This is a genomic window from Algoriphagus sp. AGSA1 (assembly GCF_021390545.1).
Taxonomy (GTDB): Bacteria; Bacteroidota; Bacteroidia; order Cytophagales; family Cyclobacteriaceae; genus Algoriphagus.
Genome location: NZ_JAJUWR010000042.1, coordinates 1 through 21,589, shown reverse-complemented (window position 1 = coordinate 21,589; position 21,589 = coordinate 1). Strand labels below are relative to the sequence as shown.

The window sequence follows — 21,589 nt, the reverse complement described above, 5'->3', positions numbered from 1 at the left end:
ACTGCATTGAAGAAGTCACAAGCCTGCCTGACCGGTAGACAAAATCAAGATTCAAGCTACTAGCTATGTGATACTAACTAGTGATTTTTACTACCTTGCCGTCCTTATGAAAAAACTCGAGATCCATTCGTTGCCGCTTAAGGAGGTTATCAGTGACATAGCCCACGGTCTGGGTACAGAATATAGCCAGGATTGTGGTGAATATATTGTTCATATACCGGAAGAATGGGGAGAAGGAAGCATCAAAGGGATAAATTTTGAAGGGGGGCTGGGACTATTGATTTACAAATGTCTGTTTCACCAAGAAGTAGAAATGCATTTTACGGTGAACAAGACCCATCCGTTGAAGTTTCTGTTTTGTCTCAATGGGGATCTCACCCATCACTTCGAAAAGGACCAGCAGAAACATCATCTTCAACAATACCAAAACATAATTGTAGCCAGTAAGGATCACAACGGACACATTTTGAATTTTAAGGAGCAGGTGCTGACAGAAATCTACAGTCTGGAAATTGACCGAAGCAAATTCAACTCCACAAGGTCATGTGAACTGGAGAGGACGAAGCCAAATCTAAGGGAAATTTTCAAGGACGAAAAAGCGAGCAATTCCTTCTACTACAATGGATTATACAGTCTAGTTCTGGCAGAGATCTTTGAAGACATGAAATCCCAGGAGTATGACCATCTGATCAAAAAGATCTACCTGGAAAGCCAGTCCTACCGCATGCTGATACATCAACTCATACAATATGATGATGACACGGACATCAATTCGGACAATAAAATCCTACGCAAATCGGAAGCCCATGCCATACAGGAAGCTGTGGAAATCATGAAGCTTGAACTGGATTCCCTGGACTCCCTGAGCACCATAGCCCAGCGGGTTGGGCTAAGTCCCAGGAAATTCCAAAGCGGATTCCGCCATTTCTTTGGGAAAAGCGCCAATGAATACCTTCAGACGCTACGGCTTAATCTGGCAAAGGACCTGCTCATCAATACTTCTGACAGTCTTCAGGAAATTAAGGATAAAGTGGGATTTAGCAGTCAGAGTTACTTTACGGAACTCTTTAAGAAAACCTTCCGCGACACACCTTCCAACTATAGAAAGAAGCATAGAGGCAGATGATCTATGGGCAATGTTCGATGGGCAATTCTCTCACATCAATGCTCAGATTTCAATCATTAAGTTCGCTAAGTGAAGTCACCTGAGTATAGCTAAGACAAAGAGGTATTACCCCTGGCATTCTTGACACTATCTTCCTTTACACGGATATAGGCGAGTTTGCAGGCATCAATAAAATCCCTGGCCCAGAAGCAGCCGTTTACCGTGCCGTCTTCCAAAATTTCATAACTATAAAGTTTCCCTTCAGGAAGAGTGCTTCCCTGGTTTAAGCTGATTTCTATAATCTTAAGGTTCTTATCCATTCGTATGCTGAAGAGTTGCATCCCCTTCTCCATTTGGCCAAACTCTGGATTTAAAGGCAGTTCCAGAATACTTAACATGGAATTTACCTTGCCTGAAACGTGGGATTTCATCCAAGCCTCACTTTTTTCCCTGTCCCCAAATACTCCTTCAATCCTAAACACTGGCAATGTTCCCTCCAACTGTTTAGAAGCAATTTCCATCAAGAGGTATTCTCCGGAAAAAACTATAAAGACGTTTTTCATTAAACAAATCGAAATTTAACTGTAAGCCCGCTCTCCAAACGGATGCGCATATTACAGGCTTTTTATAAAATGGGGTGTCGATTTAGAGACAAGTATTAACGGTTTGGTGACGAAGGGAAGGGTGTTGGATGCCGGAAGACGGAAGACAGAAGTAGCAATGACTGAAAGCTGAAGGTTAAAGTTAAAAAGCTACAAGGTCTGATTCAAGCCTCAGGAAAGTAAGCTTGATTCGGCTCTGTACTCTTGACTCTTGGTTCTGAACTCTTGATTCTAGCTACTTGATACTTTCTATCTGCCCACACTTCTCTAAAATTGGAATAGTTATTGACCAAGGGTCATTCCTATTGTACTTGTCTATGAAACTATCTGTTACACTCTTTGTACTCACGTTCTTCGCAACCCATTCCATCGCCGAGGCCCAGCGTTATGGTACTGCGGTGGGCTTGAGATTTGGAAACAGCAATCTATACAGGACAGTAGGCGTGACCGCCCAGCAGAGGATCGGGAAGCGGCTTTCTCTTGAGGGCATGTTACAATCGGATTTTAAGTTGAACACTACCATGTCAGTGCTTGTGGAGAAGCACCATCCCATTATTTCCAAGCGTTTCAATTATTACTATGGCGTTGGCCCCTCCCTAGGTGTGGAGGAAAGCTTTGTGAAAGATCCGGAAAGCAGGCAAATCCTGCACACCTATGGGAATACCACTACGGGAATTGACCTTATAGGAGGGCTGGAGTTGACGATGTTGAACACCGTCGTGTCACTGGATTACAAACCAAATATCAATTTAGCTGGCAGGGAAGAATTCTATAGAGGACAAGTAGGGCTATCCGCACGTATGGTTTTGGTCAAAAGCAAAGCGCAGAAGAAAAGGCAAAGAAAGCGTCAAAAAGCCAAAAAGAGAGCCCAACAACCTACATTCAGCGAACAGATCAACTCATTGTTTAAGAAGAAGAATTAAGGTTTTTTGTCCGCCGCTAGGACTTGTCTGAAAACCGACCACCTGAACAAGGGCGAGGCTATCAACGAGCTGCTTTTGGTTTGCTACTGGTTGTTTTCAGGGCGTCCCAAGTACGCCTTCTCATGCAGATCAGCCCTATTTACCACTGACCTATACCATTTCATCCTCAAGATCTGTTTTTCCTCTTCTGTGAGATAGTAGTCCGGGTGATTGTAGTTCTTGACTTTTTTGACAAGCTCATAAAGGGAGATGGATGCTGCCACGGAAATATTAAAGCTCTCCGTAAATCCCAGCATGGGAATATGTACCAATCCATCCACATTATCTTTTACTTCCTGGCTTATACCCTCATGTTCATTCCCAAAAACCAAGGCCAGCTTCTGATCCGGTTCTAAATCATAGATTGAAACAGAACCAGGTAAAGGGCTTGTTCCATACACTTTATACCCCCTCTCCCTCAGACTGGAAAAGAAATCCTGAACCGCTGATCCTTCTGGGGTATAGTACTTGTGCAGATCCACCCACTGCGAAGCCCCACGGGTTACGTAAGGATTGATTTTATATCTGTTTACTTTCTCGATGACATGCACATCCTGAATACCAAAGCAATCACAGGTGCGCAAAACAGCACTGGCGTTGTGCGGTTTGAAAATATCCTCCAGCACTACCGTAAGGAAGCGGGTTCTTTGGGCCAGGACTTTTTCCATCACCGCTTTCTTGTGGGCAGTGATGTACTGGCCCAAATAATCCAGCCAGCCCTGATCAATACTATCTAAGGTACTTTTCTCCTCCATTCCTATCGTATGAAGCTGCTTAGAACAGTCCCAGTTGATCTTCGTCGTCTTTATTCACCGATAAGTCTATGGTGGACCCAATCTCCAGCTCATCATCAGTACCCTTCTCACCTTCAGTTTTCTGGTCTTTGGACTCTTGCTGTTTTTTTGATTCTATCAAGCTGAGATCTTTGACCTGATAGGTGCTTAGCTTATTCCCCAGCGCTTTCCAGCCTTTTATGTCAATCAGCATGTCCAAATCATACTCCATCACTTCTTCCTCTTTACCCTTGACAAGGGTAACCCGTGCCTGAGGTTGCTTCTCTGTGGAAATCAGCTTCAGATAGGATTGTTTATGATCTGAAATAAAGTTGAAATTCTTGTTTAAGGTAGTGGTCTCTATCTGGAACCTCTTTATATAATAGGTTTTACTACCTCCATCAAAGTAAATGGCTGACAGCACTTTATCAGGATCAAATTTTTCTATCAACAACACATTGTCCACATCATATCTGTTGGTCAACTCAAAAGTGGTCAACTCATAATCCCCGCTTTTGTAGCAGACCAGCACCCGATCATCTCCGAGAAAATTCCCGATCAATTTGCCCCGTTCATCGGTATTCAACCTGCCCACGATAGGATCATAGTAAATATCCAGTCCGCCCAGTGTAGAGACACCTTCCATTTTCAACTGGATTTTGCGTATAGGGTGTCGGGTAAGGATATTTCCACCAGCCCCCCTGCCCTTGATTTCTATGGTGGCAAAATCAAAGTCGAAGACCTTCACCCGTGCTTTTGCCCCTTGCGTAAGATATACGGTAATGATCTCAGCTTCCCCGTTTGGATTAGCGGTAAGATAGAGCACTTTGCTTCCTTTGCTCCCTTTGGTAAGCAGGTACTCCTTGTCACGGGTCACTGCCAACACCTGGAACCGCTTCACCATAGCACGTCCGGTTCCTCCGTCCAGGTAGATCAGGTTATAGACCATGCGTTCGTCCCCCTTGCGGAAAACCGCTACATGCAGAATATCCTTGCCCATAAAATTCTTCTCCTGGATCTTGGATACCATACACACACCATCCCTACGGATCACTATGATATCATCCAGATCAGAGCAGTCGCAGACAAACTCGTCTTTTTTAAGACCATAGCCCACAAAGCCATCCGCACGGTTTACATACAATTTGGCGTTGGTCGCAGCTACCGCGTTTGCCTGGATAGCATCGAAAGTCCTGATTTCAGTCTTACGCTCCCTCCCCTTTCCATACTTAGTCAGGAGGTTTTGATAGTAGGCTATTGCGTAATCGGTAAGATGCCTTAGATGGTGATTTACCTCCTTCAGTTCATCCTGAAGGCGTTTCATCAGTTCATCTGCCTTGAAGGTATCGAACTTGGAAATACGTTTGATTTTAATCTCAGTCAGTCTGACAAGGTCGTCCGTGGTGATCTCGCGATAGAAATCGGGTTTATAGGGATCCAGTCCCTTATCTATCGCCTTCAGGACATCATCCCAGGTAGTACATTCTTCTATATCCCGGTAGATCCTGTTTTCTATGAATATCTTTTCCAGAGAGGAGAAAAGCAGCTTCTCCATCAGTTCCCCCTTGCGGATTTCAAGTTCGCGCTTTAAGAGAGCTTTGGTCTGCTTGGTATTATACTCCAGGATCTCGTTTACGGTAAGGAAAATCGGAGTGTCCTTGATGATCACACAGGCATTTGGAGAAATCGATACTTCGCAGTCCGTAAAAGCATACAAGGCATCTATGGTCACATCAGGGGACACGCCCGGTGCGAGATGGATGGCTATTTCTACGTCCTTGGCAGTGTTGTCCACCACCTTTTTGATCTTAATCTTCCCCTTATCATTGGCTTTGAGGATAGAATCGATCAGGGAATCCGTAGTAGTCCCATAAGGTATATCCTTGATCAGAAGGGTTTTACTATCCTCCTCTTCAATTCTTGCCCTAACCTTAACTTTCCCCCCACGGATCCCTTCATTGTATTCGGAAAAATCGGCCAATCCTCCCGTGATAAAATCAGGAAGCACATTGGTCTTGTTTCCTTTGAGGATCTCTATAGATGCGAGGATCAATTCGCAGAAATTGTGGGGAAGGATCTTGGTGGAGAGGCCTACGGCAATACCTTCTACTCCCTGGGCAAGTAGAAGAGGGAATTTTACTGGAAGTGTGACCGGCTCTCTTTTTCTGCCGTCGTAGGAAAGTTGCCACTCGGTAGTCTGCGCATTGAAGAGTACCTCAAGCGCGAACTTGGAGAGCCTGGCTTCAATATATCTGGCCGCCGCCGCCCGGTCTCCCGTGCGTACATCACCCCAGTTGCCCTGGGTTTCTATCAGCAAGTCTTTTTGTCCGAGATTGACTATGGCGTCCCCTATGGAGGCATCACCATGCGGGTGAAACTGCATGGACTGGCCGATGATATTGGCCACCTTGTTGAAGCGGCCGTCGTCCATTTCCTTCATGGCATGCAGGATACGACGTTGTACGGGTTTCAAACCATCTTCCACCGCAGGGACCGCCCGCTCGAGAATTACATAAGAGGCATAATCCAGAAACCACTCCTTGTACATTCCTGTCACCGGGACAGAAGTGTGCATGGAGTCGTCTTCGTTCTTAGGCAAATTGTTTTCTTCACTCATAGTATAATCCAGTATTTATAGCATTGGAAAGTCAATAAGACCAATCTTTCCAATCAGGAAATAATCATTTGAAATTTTATCTTCATCTGCTTTGATTCTTGTGCCGATTTTCAAAGCTCCAAATAATACCAAGCCATGATATATACCGCTTGTCAGGCATAGCCAGATGAATATCCTCTCTATGATTCCATTCCACATGGGACGTAGAGAACCATAATTTTTCAGATATTTCATCCGTACCAGCTTGAAAATGAAATATGCCAGTATTTCCGACACCAGATAAAATCCAATAAATCTAATCCCTATCTCCATATATCAGATTGACAAGCTTTTTTCTTTTCTGGTAAGAAGTGAAATCCAGTGATTTAAACCTTCTCCACATCAACGATATATCCTTACCCAGTACTTCAGCTACTTTTTTATAGTCTTTGTATAGGAAGTATCCATTGATAATATCTCTATCCTTCCATTTCCATTGCTCCTGCAATTCTAGCAAAAGATTGAGAGACAAAGCCATTTGACGCTTCCTAGGGAAGTCGCCGTTCAATACCAGTCTGTCTTCCGCTGATTTCATCTCCACTAGTGCTTCTCTGGCTTCCATCAGCCCCGAACCAAGCATTCCGTATGCGATGACTGGGTTTATTTCGGTATCTATTTCTCCCAAAGTCACACTATATCGCATCAAAATAGGAAGCTCTAGCCGCCATCTATATTCCTCCAAAGCGACAAGAACGAAAGCTACATCTTCTGGAGATTTCACAATACCCTGAAACTCATCCCCGAGCGTGATAGTCAATGGAGAAGCCAATTCCTCTTTGAATGATTCATTAATCATTTTGATTAGCTGAGCGAAATTCTTCTGTAAGGCTATTTGATCCGCATTACTGCTGTTGACCACATCCCCCATTATTATCCATTCTCTCATAAACTACTATCTACAATTTTCACTGTAAACATAATACAATCCTATTAATTATTGCATAAAAAATGCAATAATTAATTTTTTTGCGTCTTTTGTGCAAAAATTAAGCAGCTTCATTATCCTCCTCAACTTCCTCCTTTTTAGGGTCTTCGAGAGCCAAATCCTTCTCGATTTTGAGGTTTTTGATAATGAAATTTTGCCGGTTAGGTGTATTTTTTCCCATATAGAATGTCAGCAGATCCCCTATTTTGGTCTCCTTGTTCAATATGATCGGCTCCAACCGAATATCTTCCCCGATAAATCCACCGAATTCCTCAGGGGAAATCTCTCCCAATCCTTTGAATCGGGTGATCTCAGGCTTGTTTCCCAGCTTATGAATCGCCCGCTGCCGCTCTTCGTCGGTATAGCAATAGATTGTCTCTTTCTTGTTTCTTACCCGGAACAAAGGTGTTTCCAGAATAAACAAATGGCCGTTCTTGACCAGATCCGGGAAAAACTGCAGGAAGTAGGTCATGATCAGCAGCCGGATATGCATGCCATCCACATCGGCATCCGTGGCGATCACGATCTTTCTATAGCGAAGATTCTCTATGCCATCCTCTATATTCAGGGCATGCTGTAGTAAGTTAAACTCCTCATTCTCATAGACCACTTTCTTGGTCATGCCGAAACAGTTGAGGGGTTTTCCACGAAGAGAAAACACAGCCTGGGTCTGTACGTCACGGGACTTGGTGATGGATCCTGAGGCTGAGTCACCCTCAGTGAGGAAGAGCATGGTATTCGCCTTTACATCCTCTTTGGCTTTGGGGTCATCATAGTGGACGCGGCAGTCCCTTAGTTTTTTGTTATGGAGGTTGGCTTTTTTGGCGCGCTCATTGGCAAGTTTCTTAATGCCGGAGATCTCCTTTCGTTCACGCTCGGACTGTAGGATACGCTTCAGAAGCGCATCTGCGACCGCGGGGTTTTTATGCAGGTAATTGTCCAGCTCTGTCTTGAGGAAGTCATTGATGAAGGTCCGTACGGTGGGCCCGTCAGGCCCTACGGATTGGGAGCCCAGCTTTGTCTTGGTCTGGGATTCAAAGACAGGTTCCTGTACACGGATGGAAATAGCGGCCACCACACTCTGACGAATGTCTGAGGCATCATAATCTTTCTTGAAAAACTCCCGGACAGTCTTGACCACAGCCTCACGGAAGGCGGCCAGGTGGGTTCCTCCCTGAGTGGTGTATTGACCGTTGACAAAGGAGTAATATTCCTCCCCATACTGATTGGAATGGGTTAGGGCCACTTCTATATCATTTCCTTTCAGGTGAATGATGGGATAGCGCTGGCTTTCCTCGTCGATTTTATTGGATAGCAGGTCATAAAGCCCCCTGTCGGAGAAATATTTTTTGCCGTTATAATTGATGGTCAGGCCTGCGTTCAGGTAGGCATAGTTCCAAATCTGGTTTTCCAGGTATTCCGGGATAAAGTGATAATTTTTGAAAATGCCTCCATCAGGGGAAAAAACCACTTTGGTGCCATTGCGGTCAGAAGACTTGGTGACCGGGGGATCATTGACCAGAATGCCTTTTTCGAATTCCGCTACTTTGGTTTCACCCTCTCGATAAGCCTGTACTTTAAAGAAATCCGACAGGGCATTTACCGCTTTGGTACCGACGCCGTTCAGTCCCACGGACTTTTGGAAAGCCCCTGAGTCGTACTTTCCACCGGTATTGATCTTGGACACGCAGTCTATCACTTTTCCCAAGGGAATACCCCGACCGTAATCCCTTACTTCTACTTTATGTTCAGAGATTTTGACGTCTATGGTCCTGCCATAGCCCATCATGTGTTCATCGATGGAATTGTCCAGCACCTCTTTTACGAGCACATAGATCCCATCATCCTGTGCGCTACCATCTCCCAATTTACCAATGTACATCCCCGGTCTGAGCCGGATATGTTCCCTCCAATCGAGGGATTTGATACTGTCTTCTGTATATTTTACTTCTCCAGCCATATTCTAATTGATGCTAATTATACTCAAGACTTGTTTTTGACCTGATTGAATTTGCCTGCCAGTATAGCAAATAATCCGATTACCCACCCCACGAAAAGTGCGGGAAACAGATAAAAGAAGAGTTTGAACTGACTTGCGGCTATTTCCTCCTGATTATTGATCGCATGTGTGTAGAACACCAGCATGACCAAACTCATATTCAGCATACCTCCGAACGAATAAAACCATGCCAGGAAAAAATCCCTGTAGGACTCTCCCTTGGGAAAAACCCTGCTCAGTCCCTTGTGATTGCCTGTTTCCAGGAGTTTGGGCGGCAGCAGCACGATCACATTCATGACAATAAAAAGCCCTATCATTCCATAGAAAAAGAAGCTTTTACTCAGTCTATCCCCGGAAAGTCCACCTTCATCGAAACTGTACCCCACATGCTCCGGCATGGCAGAGTAAAAGTAGAGCAGCAAGAAAATGAACAAGGCAACACTGAGAAAATAAAAGGCTTTTCCGAATCGGTAATACATAATGAAGGGGAATTGAATCCGCTAATATAAAGGATTTGGACAAACTGAATCCGACTTATCGATGATCCTTTTATCTTTATCTTTGACAACTGGCTTCGCCAAAACTCCCAAAATAATGAACCTCAGTCCCGTAGTGATCGCAATCCCGGTGTATTTCATCCTGATGGCCATAGAAATGATCCTGACAGGTTTTTTCCTATTTAAGGTGGACACTTTCACCTGGGTGCCAGAAGTGCTGCTAAGCCTGCTCATTGTCTGGACCACGGTTAGCTTTTCCGGGATTTTTGAGAAAAGAGCCTGGTATGCCCCACAGGAGATCGCAAGGATACTGGCATTTGCTGGGTTAGTCTTTTTCTTAGCCCAAACTCTTTTACCTTTGCCGGCTCTGGGGGTGGTTTTGGTTATTTATTGCCTTGCCTCCTTCTTTTGGCTCTGGAAAAACCAGCAGCTTAAATCAGATATCCATTCTATTTCCATGTGACTTATGCCTAAGAGCCTGTTGTATTTTGCCCTACTATTCCTCGTCATTACTATCTCTTGCAGTTCCAAAAGAGATACAGGAACTATGGACATGAAAGGTTGGAAATCCGATAGATACGGTTGCAAAGGACTGAGAATCCAGGATCTGGAAGAGTTTGAGCGGATCAAGCACACCTTTTTAGGAGTGGATAATCAGGCTTTGATCAAAACATTCGGGCGTCCAGACCGGGTAGAGCTGGTGGATAAAAGCCAGAGTTTTTTCTTTTACTTCCTGGAACCCAGCGGGGACTGCAAGGGGGTAAAAACCGAAAAAGAACCCCTAAGAGTTCTTTTTCGGCTAAATGCCATCAGTAAGGTGTCCGAAGTGAACGTTACAGACCAGAATCCATAAAACATAGGGCGGCGGCACCCAGTGTGCCGGCGTTGTTTTCAAGGGTTGCTTTTTTCAAGACCAGGTCCTTGCTGTAGTACTGGCTAAGGTATTGCTTAATGGTGCGGTCCAAGGTAGGCATCATAAACTCGAGTCCTGCGGAGATTCCTCCCCCAAAATACACATCAGTCACATCGAGGATTCTGATGGCGGAAACTATGGCTTCGCCCAATATTCTCGCCACCTCCTCAAAAACCATCAGCGATACCGGGTTACCTGCCTTGGCAGTATCCACCAGTAAATGCGTGCCCAGTTCGGCCCCTACCAACTCCCCTGCTTTTTCCGGATAAGCGTTTATAAGCCGAGACATGATATTGAGAATCCCTTGTCTGCCAACCAGGGTTTCCAGTCTGGCGGCACCTTTGGAAAGCATGTGGCCCATCTCCATGGCATTGCCCCGGGAACCTTTGAACACCTGACCGTCCAGTACCAGGGCGCTGCCGATGCCTGTGCCCATGGTAATGAAGAGAAAATTCTGGGAGGGGTCATCCTTTCCAAAATAAAATTCACCTATTGCGGCCGCGGCGGCATCATTTTCCAGGAAAAATTCATGTTTAGGGTACTTCTGCTCCAGATTACCCTTAAGGTTAAACCCATTGAGTGAAGGTATGGCAGGAATTTCCAGTGCTGTTGTCCTGTCTTTTGAGATCATACCCGGCAGACCGATCCCCACATTTTTTACTTGCGGATACTTAGACAGATACTTCTCCAGACCGGCGATAAAAGCCGGCCCAAAACCCTCAGGATGATCACGGTAAGAAGTGGTATCTTCTTTCACAAAGTCTATAATTTTGCCCCCTCTATCCACAAGGCCAATCTTCAAGTGAGTTCCCCCCACGTCCACTCCAAGGAAATGCGCTTCCTGATTTTGCATAGTTTTATTAATAGGTTTACGGTTTCAAAAAAGCAAAAGAAAAGTATTACTTCCTATAATCCTTCCCAATCTGCTGGAAAATTTTGAAAACCGCGGGACAGACAAGTGTGTTTTTAAGGGAAAGCTCCAGAACACCGTGTATTTTCTTGCGGTTTGTGTGGGGATATTCCCGGCATGCCTTAGGCCTGTCTTCATAGACCAGGCACTTATTGTCGGTACCCAGAAAAACGCAGGGAGAAAAGTTCAGGACAAAATCACCCTCCTCATCCCTATGCAGGTACTCCTCTATAAAAGCACTGCTTTTCATACGGAACACTTTTGCAAGGCGGTCAATGTCAGTATTGAGGAAAATAGGACTCGTCGTTTTGCAGCAGTTCGCACAGTCCAGGCAATCTATCTCTTCGAAAGCCTCTCCATGCAGTTTTTCAAACTTTTCATCCAAGACTTTTGGCTTGATTTTTCTCAACCTAGCCTTCAATCTCAGGTGAGAAGAATATTCCGATTTGCTCTCTTTTCTGAAATTTTCAAGATTGATTTTCAAGGTTCTTAGAAGTACTGTTTTAAGTTATTGATAGAGGGGAGACGGGAGTCCGGTTGTCGGATGACCGGTGACCGGTGTAGGATGTCGGATGACCGGTGTCCGGTGTAGGATGACCGGTGTCGGATGTTAGATGTTGGATGTTTGTCACTTTAATTAAATCTTGATTTTTGGCTCTGCTCTAGTCTCTTGATTCTTGATTCTAGTCTCTTTATTCTTGATACTAGCCTCTTGATACCAGCTTCCTACCTCTGGCAGGCAAGCTTGAATATATTATTTTAGCATCAATTCTTTTATAAACTGTAGATTTTCAGTATATTAATAAGTAAATAAACCAAAAAAGCCATGAAAACCCACCCTTCAGAATTGTATTTCTATCATTCTCCTTCCCAGGTAGTGGACAAACAGACCCTGGCTTATGCCAAATCCGTAGCCCAATTTGTCAACACCATAGACCTAAGCAAGGAAAGGCTCACCGCTACCCAATGGCACAGTCTCTTGATCAAGCTAAACCTAAGAGCCAAGGATCTGCTCAACAGGGCCAGTCCCGATTATCAGCGGCACATAGCCGGCAAAAACTGGGATGATGAAAGCTGGCTGAATATCCTGATAAAATATCCCAATCTGATCAAAGCACCTATTGCCAGTCTTCGCGGAAGCGCGGTGTTATGCCAAACGCCCACTGATATATTAAAGCTTAATTCGATGCATTTAGCCTGATCCCATCGGGTTCAATCTGAATCATCTTTGCTTTATAAAGTTGTCCAATGCATTGTTTGAAGTGCTTCTTGCTCATTCCCAGTTGCTCCTGAATCATCTCAGGGGCAGACTTGTCATGCAGTTGCAAAAACCCTTTCTCCTCTAAAATCCCAAGTATTTTTTCCGATCCCTCGTCATATTTTACCCTGCCCGGTGCCAGTAGCTGTAAGTCCAGCTTCCCGTCTTCCCTGTTCTTTTTGATATACACTTTACGTTTTTCTCCCAGTCTCAAAGGTTGAAAAACTTCATTTTTGTAAAGTAGCCCTTCGTACTCATCATCGATCAAGACTTTGAATCCCAGTTCAGTCTCCTCAAAAACAACTCCTTCCAGTTCCTTGCCAGCTTCCCAATCCAAGGGAGCCAATCGAAGAAAATCCTTGTACTTGCTGACGCCTATCAACCGGTTGGTTTTATAATCAACACAGACTTTGACCAGGTATTTCTCTCCTACTTCCATGTTTTTGCCCATTTCGGCTTTTGGCACAAAGAGATCCTTGGGCAGGCCCCAGTCCATGAACGCGCCGAAGGAAGTGACTTCCTTGGCTTCCAGCACGGCAAATTCATCCAGAAGTGCCAGTGGCTTTTGGGTAACCGCCACCGGGCGATCCTCACTGTCCGTATAGACAAACACTTCCAGTTCATCGCCTTCTTTCTCCTCACCTGTGAGGTAGCCTTTGGGAAGCAAAAGCTCTTCTCCGGAACTCAAGGCCAGATAAGCACCGAAGTCTGTAAATCTGTTGATGGGCAATTTTGAAATTAAACCGAGTTCCTTCATGGGTATGTAATTTATCTTTTTATGGCCTGGGCGTCAAAGGAGCCCCTGAACAACTTACAGAATAGTTACTATAAGAGGGATCCGTATATGATTTTACTACAAAGTTAGCATAAGAAATCGAGCCTGCCTACCGCACTTTAGGCAGACAGGACTTAAGTTTCACACATAGGAATGATTGTCTCGCACCTGCCCGAAGGCAGTCAGGTGCGAGATTTCCTGTCAAATGATAAGTGGGTATATGGCCACTGAAAAACACCTTTAATCATATCAAATGTCAGTAATTCTATGCCGATATGCATAGTCAGTAATTACGGGATTTTAAAGGGAGGGTGAATTGCAGAAATAGCTTTACAGCAAATGGGAGGTTTGAGACAAAAGAAATTGAAGCTTCCCACAAAAGTATCAGGGCAGGCTGCTATGACCCCTGATGCATAGTATGGGGTAAAAAATTGGATTTGGAAACAGTCAGGATTAGCTTTGGGCTCCTCAACTGTTCCGTTCAGTTGAAATAAACCCAAGTTTTAACTTTACACGTTACACACTTTCTTATGAAAAACATCTCAGTTATCGGTTCAGGAACCATGGGAAACGGCATCGCGCATGTTTTTGCCCAGCATGGCTATGAAGTGAGCCTGATTGACATCAAGCAGGAGCTTCTGGGGAAAGCCATGACCACTATCACCAAAAACCTGGACAGACAGGTAAGCAAAGAGCTGATTTCGGAAGAGGGAAAAACCGCGGCCTTGGCTAGAATCCACACGTTCACCGAATTGGAGCCAGGGGTGAAATCAGCCGATCTGGTCGTGGAAGCAGCGACTGAAACTATGGAAATCAAACTGGACCTATTCCGTCAACTGGACCAATACAGTCCCAAAGAAGCGATTCTGGCCAGCAATACTTCTTCCATTTCCATTACCAGAATAGCTTCTGTCACCCATCGACCGGAGCAGGTAATAGGAATGCATTTTATGAACCCTGTCCCAGTGATGAGGCTGGTGGAAGTGATCCGTGGCTATGCGACTTCGGATGAGGTGACAGATAAAATCATGGAGTTATCCGTGAAGTTGTCCAAAGACCCGGTGGAAGTAAATGATTATCCGGGATTTGTGGCCAACAGGATACTGATGCCTATGATCAATGAGGCTATATATTCCCTCTACGAGGGAGTGGCTGGGGTGCAGGAAATAGACACCGTGATGAAGCTGGGCATGGCACATCCCATGGGGCCATTGCAGCTTGCTGATTTTATTGGTCTGGATGTATGTCTTTCCATTCTCAAAGTACTTCATGAGGGCTTTGGTAACCCTAAATATGCCCCATGCCCCTTGCTGGTCAACATGGTACAGGCTGGATATAAAGGGGTGAAATCCGCTGAAGGTTTTTACAAATACATCCCCGGGAGTAAAGATTCAGTTGTTTCCCCACGCTTCTCAAAATAAAAGAAATGCATATCGCCGTATCCGGAAATATAGGCAGTGGAAAAACCACCCTTACCGCAAAACTAGCCAGGCATTATGGTTGGAAGGCTGAATTCGAAGCTGTAGATGACAACCCTTACCTTCCTGATTTTTATGATGATATGCAGCGTTGGGCTTTTCACCTTCAGGTGTATTTCCTGAATTCCAGGTTCAACCAGCTCAAGGAAATACAGAAGCGTGGTACACCTACCATTCAGGATAGGACCATCTATGAAGATGCCTATATCTTTGCGGAGAACCTGTATAAAAGCAAGTTGCTCACGGAGCGTGATTACCAGAACTACCAGAGTCTTTTCAGCAGCATGATAGCCCATGTGAAAGCTCCCGATCTCCTGATCTACCTCAAGGCAGATATCCCAAAGCTTGTGGGGCAGATCGAGAAAAGGGGAAGAAGCTATGAGACGGCCATGCGCATAGATTACTTAAAAAATCTCAATACCCACTACGAAGAGTGGATAGCTGGCTACAAGGAAGGCAAACTGTTGATCATAGACGTCAATAACCTTGATTTTGTGGAGAATCCTGGGGATTTCTCATTGGTGTTGGAGAAGGTGGAGAGGGAGATATTTGGGTTGTTTTCTTAGAGGAGGTTGGGTGTGGAGTGACGGATGTCCGGTGTGGGGTGTCTGATGTTGGGTGACGAGTGTTGGGTGTTAAATGTTAATAGTTAAAGGTTAAAGGTTAATCTGTGCAGTGTGGTGAAAGTTTAGATTGGTTGAACTTCAAAATCCTGTGGAAACCTAAAGGACCGGTAGGCCCGCCTCCCGGAGGGCAGGCAGGCATCGTAGATTTTATACCTCGTCCGCCGTGGCGGAGCGGCGGGTTTTAACCCGGCGTAAAATAACAAAAAGGCCATTGCCCTTCCCGATATCGCTATACTTCCCGAATCACTTCGTTCCCGAATTGCTCCACTCTCGGGACGTCATGTTGACCGATACTGGATGGAAAGAAAGTCACAGTGTGCAATCGCAGTGGGCAGGGGAATCAGGAGACTGGAATACCTACAGCATCTATTCTCCTACTTTAAATCCTACGGCTTGGGATGCTGATCACAAATCCCTTTACATTACTGATCGTGCCGTTGGCACTCTGAAAACATATCTGCTTCAGTAACCCAGAATTGCATTCTGGACGTTTACAGGCCTTGCCTTTGGCAAGGAAAATCATTTTGCCAGTTTTCGTTGATTTGAGTGTTTGTGCCAAAGGCACAACAAATGTCCTGAATGCAGCAAAGCGAAATTCAGGGTTGTGAAACCGGATGAATCCGCCAAAAGTGCCAACGGCACGTTCGGTAAATTCTGGATTAATCCTGGAGCTGGGGTTTCCTAATTTCCAGTAAATACTATGAGAGCTAGGTGACTATCTGGCCAAACAAAAGTTATTTGCATAGTCAAGCATTTTTATCCCACCAACTTTTAAGACTGATCCGGTAAAGAGGCACGACGCAACCCTGGGCAAAGAACAAGACCTCTGCATACTATCAAATGCCATTCGTGACATGAATGCTGGCAGAAATAGTCAATGGCCAATTTTCAATGACCATTGAAAAATCAGAACCTAGAATCAAGAGCAATAGTACGCAAGAGAAGTCTGCTGAATAATTTAATCAGACGACACTCGTTAGACACGAATGGTGGCGGAGAGAGAAATTATAATGGTCAAGGATCAATGATCAATTTTCAAGGGTCAGGAGCAAGCTACCTATCCATTGAATTTCCTAAGGAACCAGTTCAGCAGCATCGTTCTTTGCTCCTCTTTAGGGTTGACAAGCAATTGATCAAGCCGTTTAAGGGATCCTCCTGTCATCAAGGTTTCATAAGGTGTGATCCGGAAGAGCTTATAACCATGAATCCTCGTCTGTAAATCCACCTGCGCATCATTGTAAGCAGTAAGTTTCCAGCCCGAAGCCCCGTTCCCGGAGAAATCCCCAGGTTCACCGGCCTCCCCAAAACTATGTTTGGCAAGTGGAGCCCCGTTCCAGATCCTTTGTTGCAGACCGACTTTCAGGCAATCCTTTTCGTAGGTCCGGCAGAGTCTCTTTTGGGTTTCAGCAAAAGGAAAATTCATTTCATAATATAATCCTGACTTATAGGAAATCAACCTATATCTATTGAAGTGGATTTCCTCATCATACAGTACTAAATTCCGTCCGAGCTTGAAATCAAATTTCAACTTTTTGAGCAAAGGGGCTTGACCAAGCCCACCCAGATCCCTATAGATTTCCGAAAGCCAATCATGTCCTTTTTCATCAAGGTATTTTGGCACTACCTCCAGTTCAAAGTCCCGTTCAAAATCCACTTCCCCCTCACGTAGGATGAGTTCAAGTTGACGGGTCATTAGGTTATCCATGAATCTGATATTTGTACGGCCATTCGGCCGACTCACGTTCGATTAGACTATTTTTTGTGCTTATCTGATAGTTTCCGATAAGGAGGCGCAAACGGGACAGGACTTTACGATCCTGTCCCGTTTGCATATGTTTTCGGGCAGTGGGATTATTTATCCTTATTCAGGTCATCCCCTATTCTTTGTTCCAGATTTCCTTTGGATCCCGGGAAAGTGGTTCTCTGGGAAATATCATATCCTATCCAGCACATGATCAACATGAAAATCACAAACAGGATGAGAAAGATTTTCTTATTTTTCTGCATTATGCAATTCGATTAGCTAGCGTATCGCAAAATTAGCCAATCGGGTCAGAAAGTGTCTTTTTAATTTAAAAAATGTGATTATCCGCAATCATGCCAGTAACCATATTCTCTTTGCTTTACTGGACGGAAGACAGAAGACGGGTGACCGAAGTGGCCTTGACGCTGGTGTTTTCCGAATCCTATGATGCTTTTATTGTTTTACTGCCAAAAAAGCGGATATACATATTAAATAAAAAATCAAACTCCTCGGCTTAGTTTTATGCAATTTTAAAAAATGTGATTAAATTTAGAATACATGCCAAACCAACTTTTTACAGTTTAGAGCCTTTTTCATCCAATTATGTATCAACTCATCAACGAGCAAGCAATTTATCAGTACTTTGGGGACGATGATCCCGAAATGATAAGAGAGATGATCCAGATAATCTTGGACACCAACGTTCAGGATTTAAAGGGACTTTCCATGTTCTATGAAAAAGGAGACTTCATTGCCATCAAAAAGCGTTGTCATAAAGCTAAACCTAGCATGAGTTACATAGGCGCCCAACGGGTCCGTAAAATCCTTGAGTCCATAGAAAACAAGCCGGAAACCTCCCAAGCATTGAATGAGGAACTCCAAGACAAACTTACCCTGATAGAATCAGAACTGATATCCTTTCTGGACACGATTTAACTAATTGATCATTAAACCAACCCAACTATACATGCAGAGAAAATTACTCTTTCTGTCCTTGCTTTTCATAGTTTTCATGGAAGCGAAGGCACAATCCGAATTAAGTGTGGAACACATCATGAGAGATCCTGCCTGGATGGGCACTTTCCCCTCCAGACCCTCTTGGAGCGATGATTCACAAACTCTCTATTTCCAATACAACAGGGACAAAGATCCAGCCGACTCCCTCTACAAAATCAGGATTTCTGATAAAAACACCATCTCCAAGGTGGATTGGGGGGAATTGAGATCAAAAAAACGGGATGAAGCGGCTTATAATCCTAGCAGGACATTGAGAGTTTACCGCCATGAAAAAAGACTGATGCTGGAAGACCTAAGCAAGCAGAGCTCCCAGATGCTGATGGAGTGGCCGGAGAATTTCTCCAATCCCAAATTTCTGGCGGATGAGCAGGAAATAGCCTTCTCGTCGAAGAGCAATATTTACATCTACAACAGAGCTGGCAATACAGTGCGAAAAGTCACCAACATCTCCACTGAGTCCAAGCCTAAGGATAAAACAAGTGAGGAGAAAACTCCCTGGCTGGAAACAGAAAACCTGGAACTGCTCGGGGTGGTAAGGGAGAGGAAGGAAAAAGATAAATTGAGAACCCAATACCGGGATTCTTTTGACAAGACGGAGGAAAATGCGTTCGTATATTACACCGAAGGAAAATCCCCTGTGAATTTGCAGTTATCCCCGGATGGCAACTTTGCTTCATTCACTAGCTATACCTCTTCCGACAATAAGAATACCAAGGTCCCCGATTACGTAGATGCGTCAGGCTATACAGTTGACCTTAATACCCGTTCTAAGGTTGGGACTACTCCCGCTAAGGTGGAAGTAGGGATCTATGATCTACGGCGTGACACGGTGTATTTCATCAATTCGTCAGAACTTCCGGGAATCAAGGATCTGCCTGATTATGTAAAGGACTACCCTGAAAAAACCTGGGAGGAGAAAGAAAGGGAGGTTGCCTTTTCCAGTCTGCACTTTTCGCCAGATGGGAAGCAGGCAATAGTAAATATCAGTTCGAATGACAACAAGGACAGATGGATAGCGGCGGTGGATTTAAAAACAGGAAAACTAAACACCCTAGACCGTCAGAGAGATGAGGCATGGATAGCGGGTCCGGGGATAGGAAGGTCTTACTATGGAGGTACTTTAGGCTGGTTGCCAGATAGCAGACACATTTATTTTCAATCCGAGGAAAGCGGATACTCCCACCTATACTTATTGGACACGAAGTCTGGCGAAAAGAAAGCGTTGACTTCAGGGAGTTTCGAGGTATTCGATCCTTTCCTTTCCAAAGACAAAAAAAGCTGGTATTTCACCTCTTCCGAAGTGGATCCCGGGGAGCGTCACTTCTATAAAATGCCTGTTATGGGCGGGAAAATGGAAAAGCTTACTTCCATGACAGGGAATAATGAGGTATCCCTATCGCCGGACGAGAAAAAACTGGCCATAATCCATTCCTACAGCAATAAACCAGCAGAGCTCTACCTTCAGGACAATAAATCCGGGAGCCAGGCCATACAGCTGACCCAGGGACAAAGTGATGAATTCAAGGCATATAACTGGAGAGAACCCCAGCTTGTAAGGTTTCCTGCAGAAGACGGCGCCCAGGTTCCGGCCAGGCTTTACCTGCCCGAACCGGGCAAAAAAAACGGGGCTGCAGTGGTGTTTGTACATGGAGCGGGTTATTTGCAGAATGTACACAAATGGTGGAGCAGCTACTTCAGGGAATACATGTTCCACAACCTGCTGGCCGATTTGGGCTACACGGTATTGGATATTGATTACCGTGGTTCTGCCGGATATGGAAGAGACTGGAGAACCGGGATCTACAGACACATGGGGGGTAAAGATCTATCCGACCAAGTGGATGGCGTAAAATACCTTATTGCTTCCCATGGCGTAGATCCGGACCGTGTAGGTTTATACGGAGGCAGTTATGGAGGATTTATTACGTTGATGGCATTATTCAACGCTTCTGAGACATTCAAATCCGGAGCTGCTTTACGCTCAGTGACCGACTGGGCACATTACAACCATGGTTATACCTCCAATATACTGAACACACCGGAGGAGGATCCCATTGCTTACCGACGCTCCTCTCCTATATATTTTGCCGAGGGACTGAAAGGCAATTTGCTGATGGCACATGGTATGGTGGATGTGAATGTGCATTTTCAGGACGTGGTGCGGCTTTCCCAGCGATTCATAGAATTGGGAAAAGATAACTGGGAAATGGCAATTTATCCGGTGGAAGACCATGGGTTTGTGGAGCCAAGTTCCTGGACGGATGAGTACAAGAGGATTTTGAAGTTGTTCAATGAAACCCTTTTGGAGGAGTAGGGATGAGGGATGTTGGATGAGGGATGTCGGATGACGGATGGTTTGGATTCAAAAATTGGAAAATCGGAAAATTGAAAGATTAAGAAGGTCTCAACCTCAAATCAGCAAAATACCCCTTGGAAAGATCTGAGGGGTTTTGTTTTTTAGTTCAGTTATCTGGTTCTGATTACTGGGATCTCCTTAATTTTCTCTTGGCTCTAGCTTCTTGGCTCTTGATACTTGATACTAAGCATTAATGGCCGGGCGATTTATTTGGATTGAAAAATTCAAAATTGGCATATTGAAAAATTAGGAAAGCCTCAACCTCAATTCACAAGGCCTGACAACTGAGACTGATTACTGGCACTCCTCAATTTCCTCTTGGCTCTGGCTTCTTGGCTCTTGATACTTGATACTAGCTACTTGATACTAAGCATTAATGGCCGGGCGATTTACTTGGATTCAAAAATTCAAAAATTGGCATATTGAAAAATTAGGAAAGCCTCAATCTCAATTCACAAGTCCTGATAACTGAGACTGATTACTGGTCAATCCTCAATTTCCTCTTGGCTCTGGCTTCTTGGCTCTTGATACTTGATACTAGCTACTTGATACTAAGCATTAATGGCCGGGCGATTTATTTGGATTGAAAAATTCAAAATTGGAATATTGAAAGATCAGGAAAATCTCAACCTCAATTCACAGGGTTCAGTCCTGATAACTGAGACTGATTACTGGCCAATCCTCAATTTCCTCTTGGCTCTGGCTTCTTGGCTCTTGATACTTGATACTAGCTACTTGATACTATGACTTTGCCTGAAAATGGTTGTCACTTATCTGTCAAGTGTCAAGTTATAATTTGTATTTTGATTTCATTCCTTTTCCTCGGTTGCTCGGGTATTCTTGGTTTGAGTTTTAAGTTATAATTGGTGGAAATCTTGTCTTTTTTCAGCAATGTTCGGAACTGGACCGGGGAGATATTTCCCAGAGCCTTCTTTTTTCTTCGGGTGTTATGATCTTTGATTGCCTTTAATTGGCATTCCTTTAACTCCTTAA

General features: G+C 44.5%; 24 protein-coding genes. 11 read left to right on the top strand and 13 right to left on the bottom strand.

Annotation, left to right across the window (positions count from 1 at the left end):
* Window positions 1–106: 106 nt before the first annotated feature.
* A complete protein-coding gene (locus LZF95_RS23375) occupies window positions 107–1,126 on the top strand; it encodes an AraC family transcriptional regulator (protein ID WP_233757752.1) in 1,020 nt (339 codons plus the stop codon).
* An 89-nt stretch (window positions 1,127–1,215) separates the two neighbouring features.
* Here the strand turns inward: LZF95_RS23375 and LZF95_RS23370 are convergent, their stop codons facing one another.
* A complete protein-coding gene (locus LZF95_RS23370; RefSeq protein WP_233757751.1) occupies window positions 1,216–1,668 on the bottom strand; it encodes a hypothetical protein in 453 nt (150 codons plus the stop codon).
* A 356-nt stretch (window positions 1,669–2,024) separates the two neighbouring features.
* Here LZF95_RS23370 and LZF95_RS23365 point away from each other — a divergent pair, with 356 nt between their 5' ends.
* On the top strand, window positions 2,025–2,630 hold the full coding sequence (locus tag LZF95_RS23365) for a hypothetical protein (RefSeq protein WP_233757750.1): 606 nt from the start codon (window positions 2,025–2,027) through the stop codon (window positions 2,628–2,630).
* Between the two features lie 83 nt (window positions 2,631–2,713).
* Here the strand turns inward: LZF95_RS23365 and LZF95_RS23360 are convergent, their stop codons facing one another.
* From LZF95_RS23360 to LZF95_RS23335, 6 genes are all read right to left on the bottom strand, one after another.
* Complete coding sequence (locus LZF95_RS23360) at window positions 2,714–3,424, bottom strand: RNA methyltransferase (RefSeq protein ID WP_233757749.1); 711 nt, start codon at window positions 3,422–3,424, stop codon at window positions 2,714–2,716.
* 19 nt (window positions 3,425–3,443) lie between these two features.
* Window positions 3,444–6,059, bottom strand: a complete 2,616-nt coding sequence (locus LZF95_RS23355; RefSeq protein ID WP_233757748.1) for a DNA gyrase/topoisomerase IV subunit A — start codon at window positions 6,057–6,059, stop codon at window positions 3,444–3,446.
* 15 nt (window positions 6,060–6,074) lie between these two features.
* Window positions 6,075–6,371, bottom strand: coding sequence for a hypothetical protein (locus tag LZF95_RS23350; protein ID WP_233757747.1), 297 nt, complete (start codon window positions 6,369–6,371; stop codon window positions 6,075–6,077).
* Complete coding sequence (locus LZF95_RS23345; RefSeq protein WP_233757746.1) at window positions 6,355–6,984, bottom strand: SatD family protein; 630 nt, start codon at window positions 6,982–6,984, stop codon at window positions 6,355–6,357. Before LZF95_RS23345 ends, LZF95_RS23350 begins: the two co-directional genes overlap by 17 nt.
* A 100-nt stretch (window positions 6,985–7,084) precedes the next feature.
* Complete coding sequence (locus LZF95_RS23340) at window positions 7,085–8,983, bottom strand: DNA topoisomerase IV subunit B (RefSeq protein WP_233757745.1); 1,899 nt, start codon at window positions 8,981–8,983, stop codon at window positions 7,085–7,087.
* A gap of 23 nt (window positions 8,984–9,006) precedes the next feature.
* Entirely contained in the window at window positions 9,007–9,501 is a 495-nt protein-coding gene (locus tag LZF95_RS23335; RefSeq protein ID WP_233757744.1) for a DNA topoisomerase IV, read from the bottom strand.
* A gap of 115 nt (window positions 9,502–9,616) precedes the next feature.
* Here LZF95_RS23335 and LZF95_RS23330 point away from each other — a divergent pair, with 115 nt between their 5' ends.
* Together LZF95_RS23330 and LZF95_RS23325 are read left to right on the top strand one after the other, a co-directional pair.
* On the top strand, window positions 9,617–9,982 hold the full coding sequence (locus LZF95_RS23330; protein ID WP_233757743.1) for a hypothetical protein: 366 nt from the start codon (window positions 9,617–9,619) through the stop codon (window positions 9,980–9,982).
* A gap of 3 nt (window positions 9,983–9,985) precedes the next feature.
* Window positions 9,986–10,372, top strand: coding sequence for a hypothetical protein (locus tag LZF95_RS23325; protein WP_233757742.1), 387 nt, complete (start codon window positions 9,986–9,988; stop codon window positions 10,370–10,372).
* Here the strand turns inward: LZF95_RS23325 and LZF95_RS23320 are convergent.
* Window positions 10,353–11,285: an ROK family protein gene (locus LZF95_RS23320; RefSeq protein WP_233757741.1), complete on the bottom strand. Its 933-nt coding sequence runs from the start codon at window positions 11,283–11,285 to the stop codon at window positions 10,353–10,355. The genes LZF95_RS23325 and LZF95_RS23320 overlap by 20 nt on opposite strands.
* Window positions 11,286–11,331: 46 nt before the next feature.
* The gene (locus LZF95_RS23315; RefSeq protein ID WP_245405184.1) at window positions 11,332–11,826 is read right to left on the bottom strand and encodes a YkgJ family cysteine cluster protein; all 495 of its coding nucleotides are present in this window, start codon (window positions 11,824–11,826) and stop codon (window positions 11,332–11,334) included.
* Window positions 11,827–12,168: 342 nt separating this feature from the next.
* Here LZF95_RS23315 and LZF95_RS23310 point away from each other — a divergent pair, with 342 nt between their 5' ends.
* Entirely contained in the window at window positions 12,169–12,543 is a 375-nt protein-coding gene (locus LZF95_RS23310) for an arsenate reductase family protein (RefSeq protein WP_233757739.1), read from the top strand.
* Here the strand turns inward: LZF95_RS23310 and LZF95_RS23305 are convergent.
* Window positions 12,521–13,357 (bottom strand): S1 RNA-binding domain-containing protein, encoded by an 837-nt coding sequence (locus LZF95_RS23305; RefSeq protein ID WP_233757737.1) that lies wholly within the window; start codon window positions 13,355–13,357, stop codon window positions 12,521–12,523. The genes LZF95_RS23310 and LZF95_RS23305 overlap by 23 nt on opposite strands.
* A 548-nt stretch (window positions 13,358–13,905) precedes the next feature.
* Here LZF95_RS23305 and LZF95_RS23300 point away from each other — a divergent pair.
* From LZF95_RS23300 to LZF95_RS23290, 3 genes are all read left to right on the top strand, one after another.
* Window positions 13,906–14,796 (top strand): 3-hydroxybutyryl-CoA dehydrogenase, encoded by an 891-nt coding sequence (locus LZF95_RS23300; RefSeq protein ID WP_233757735.1) that lies wholly within the window; start codon window positions 13,906–13,908, stop codon window positions 14,794–14,796.
* A gap of 5 nt (window positions 14,797–14,801) precedes the next feature.
* Window positions 14,802–15,419 carry a deoxynucleoside kinase gene (locus tag LZF95_RS23295; RefSeq protein WP_233757733.1) on the top strand — a complete coding sequence of 206 codons (618 nt, stop codon included), beginning with the start codon at window positions 14,802–14,804 and terminating at the stop codon, window positions 15,417–15,419.
* 340 nt (window positions 15,420–15,759) lie between these two features.
* Complete coding sequence (locus LZF95_RS23290) at window positions 15,760–15,948, top strand: hypothetical protein (protein WP_233757731.1); 189 nt, start codon at window positions 15,760–15,762, stop codon at window positions 15,946–15,948.
* Window positions 15,949–16,536: 588 nt separating this feature from the next.
* On the opposite strand, the gene LZF95_RS23285 is transcribed toward LZF95_RS23290, so the two are convergent.
* Both LZF95_RS23285 and LZF95_RS23280 read right to left on the bottom strand, forming a co-directional pair.
* Window positions 16,537–17,184, bottom strand: coding sequence for a hypothetical protein (locus LZF95_RS23285; RefSeq protein WP_233757729.1), 648 nt, complete (start codon window positions 17,182–17,184; stop codon window positions 16,537–16,539).
* Between the two features lie 146 nt (window positions 17,185–17,330).
* Window positions 17,331–17,486 (bottom strand): hypothetical protein, encoded by a 156-nt coding sequence (locus tag LZF95_RS23280; protein ID WP_233757728.1) that lies wholly within the window; start codon window positions 17,484–17,486, stop codon window positions 17,331–17,333.
* A gap of 90 nt (window positions 17,487–17,576) precedes the next feature.
* Here LZF95_RS23280 and LZF95_RS23275 point away from each other — a divergent pair, with 90 nt between their 5' ends.
* From LZF95_RS23275 to LZF95_RS23265, 3 genes are all read left to right on the top strand, one after another.
* Complete coding sequence (locus tag LZF95_RS23275; RefSeq protein ID WP_233757727.1) at window positions 17,577–17,741, top strand: hypothetical protein; 165 nt, start codon at window positions 17,577–17,579, stop codon at window positions 17,739–17,741.
* Window positions 17,742–17,826: 85 nt separating this feature from the next.
* Window positions 17,827–18,159, top strand: a complete 333-nt coding sequence (locus LZF95_RS23270; RefSeq protein WP_233757726.1) for an Hpt domain-containing protein — start codon at window positions 17,827–17,829, stop codon at window positions 18,157–18,159.
* A gap of 31 nt (window positions 18,160–18,190) precedes the next feature.
* Complete coding sequence (locus tag LZF95_RS23265) at window positions 18,191–20,554, top strand: S9 family peptidase (RefSeq protein ID WP_233757725.1); 2,364 nt, start codon at window positions 18,191–18,193, stop codon at window positions 20,552–20,554.
* 826 nt (window positions 20,555–21,380) lie between these two features.
* On the opposite strand, the gene LZF95_RS23260 is transcribed toward LZF95_RS23265, so the two are convergent.
* Window positions 21,381–21,589 (bottom strand): hypothetical protein (locus tag LZF95_RS23260; protein ID WP_233757724.1); only part of this gene is annotated, 209 nt, incomplete at its 5' end.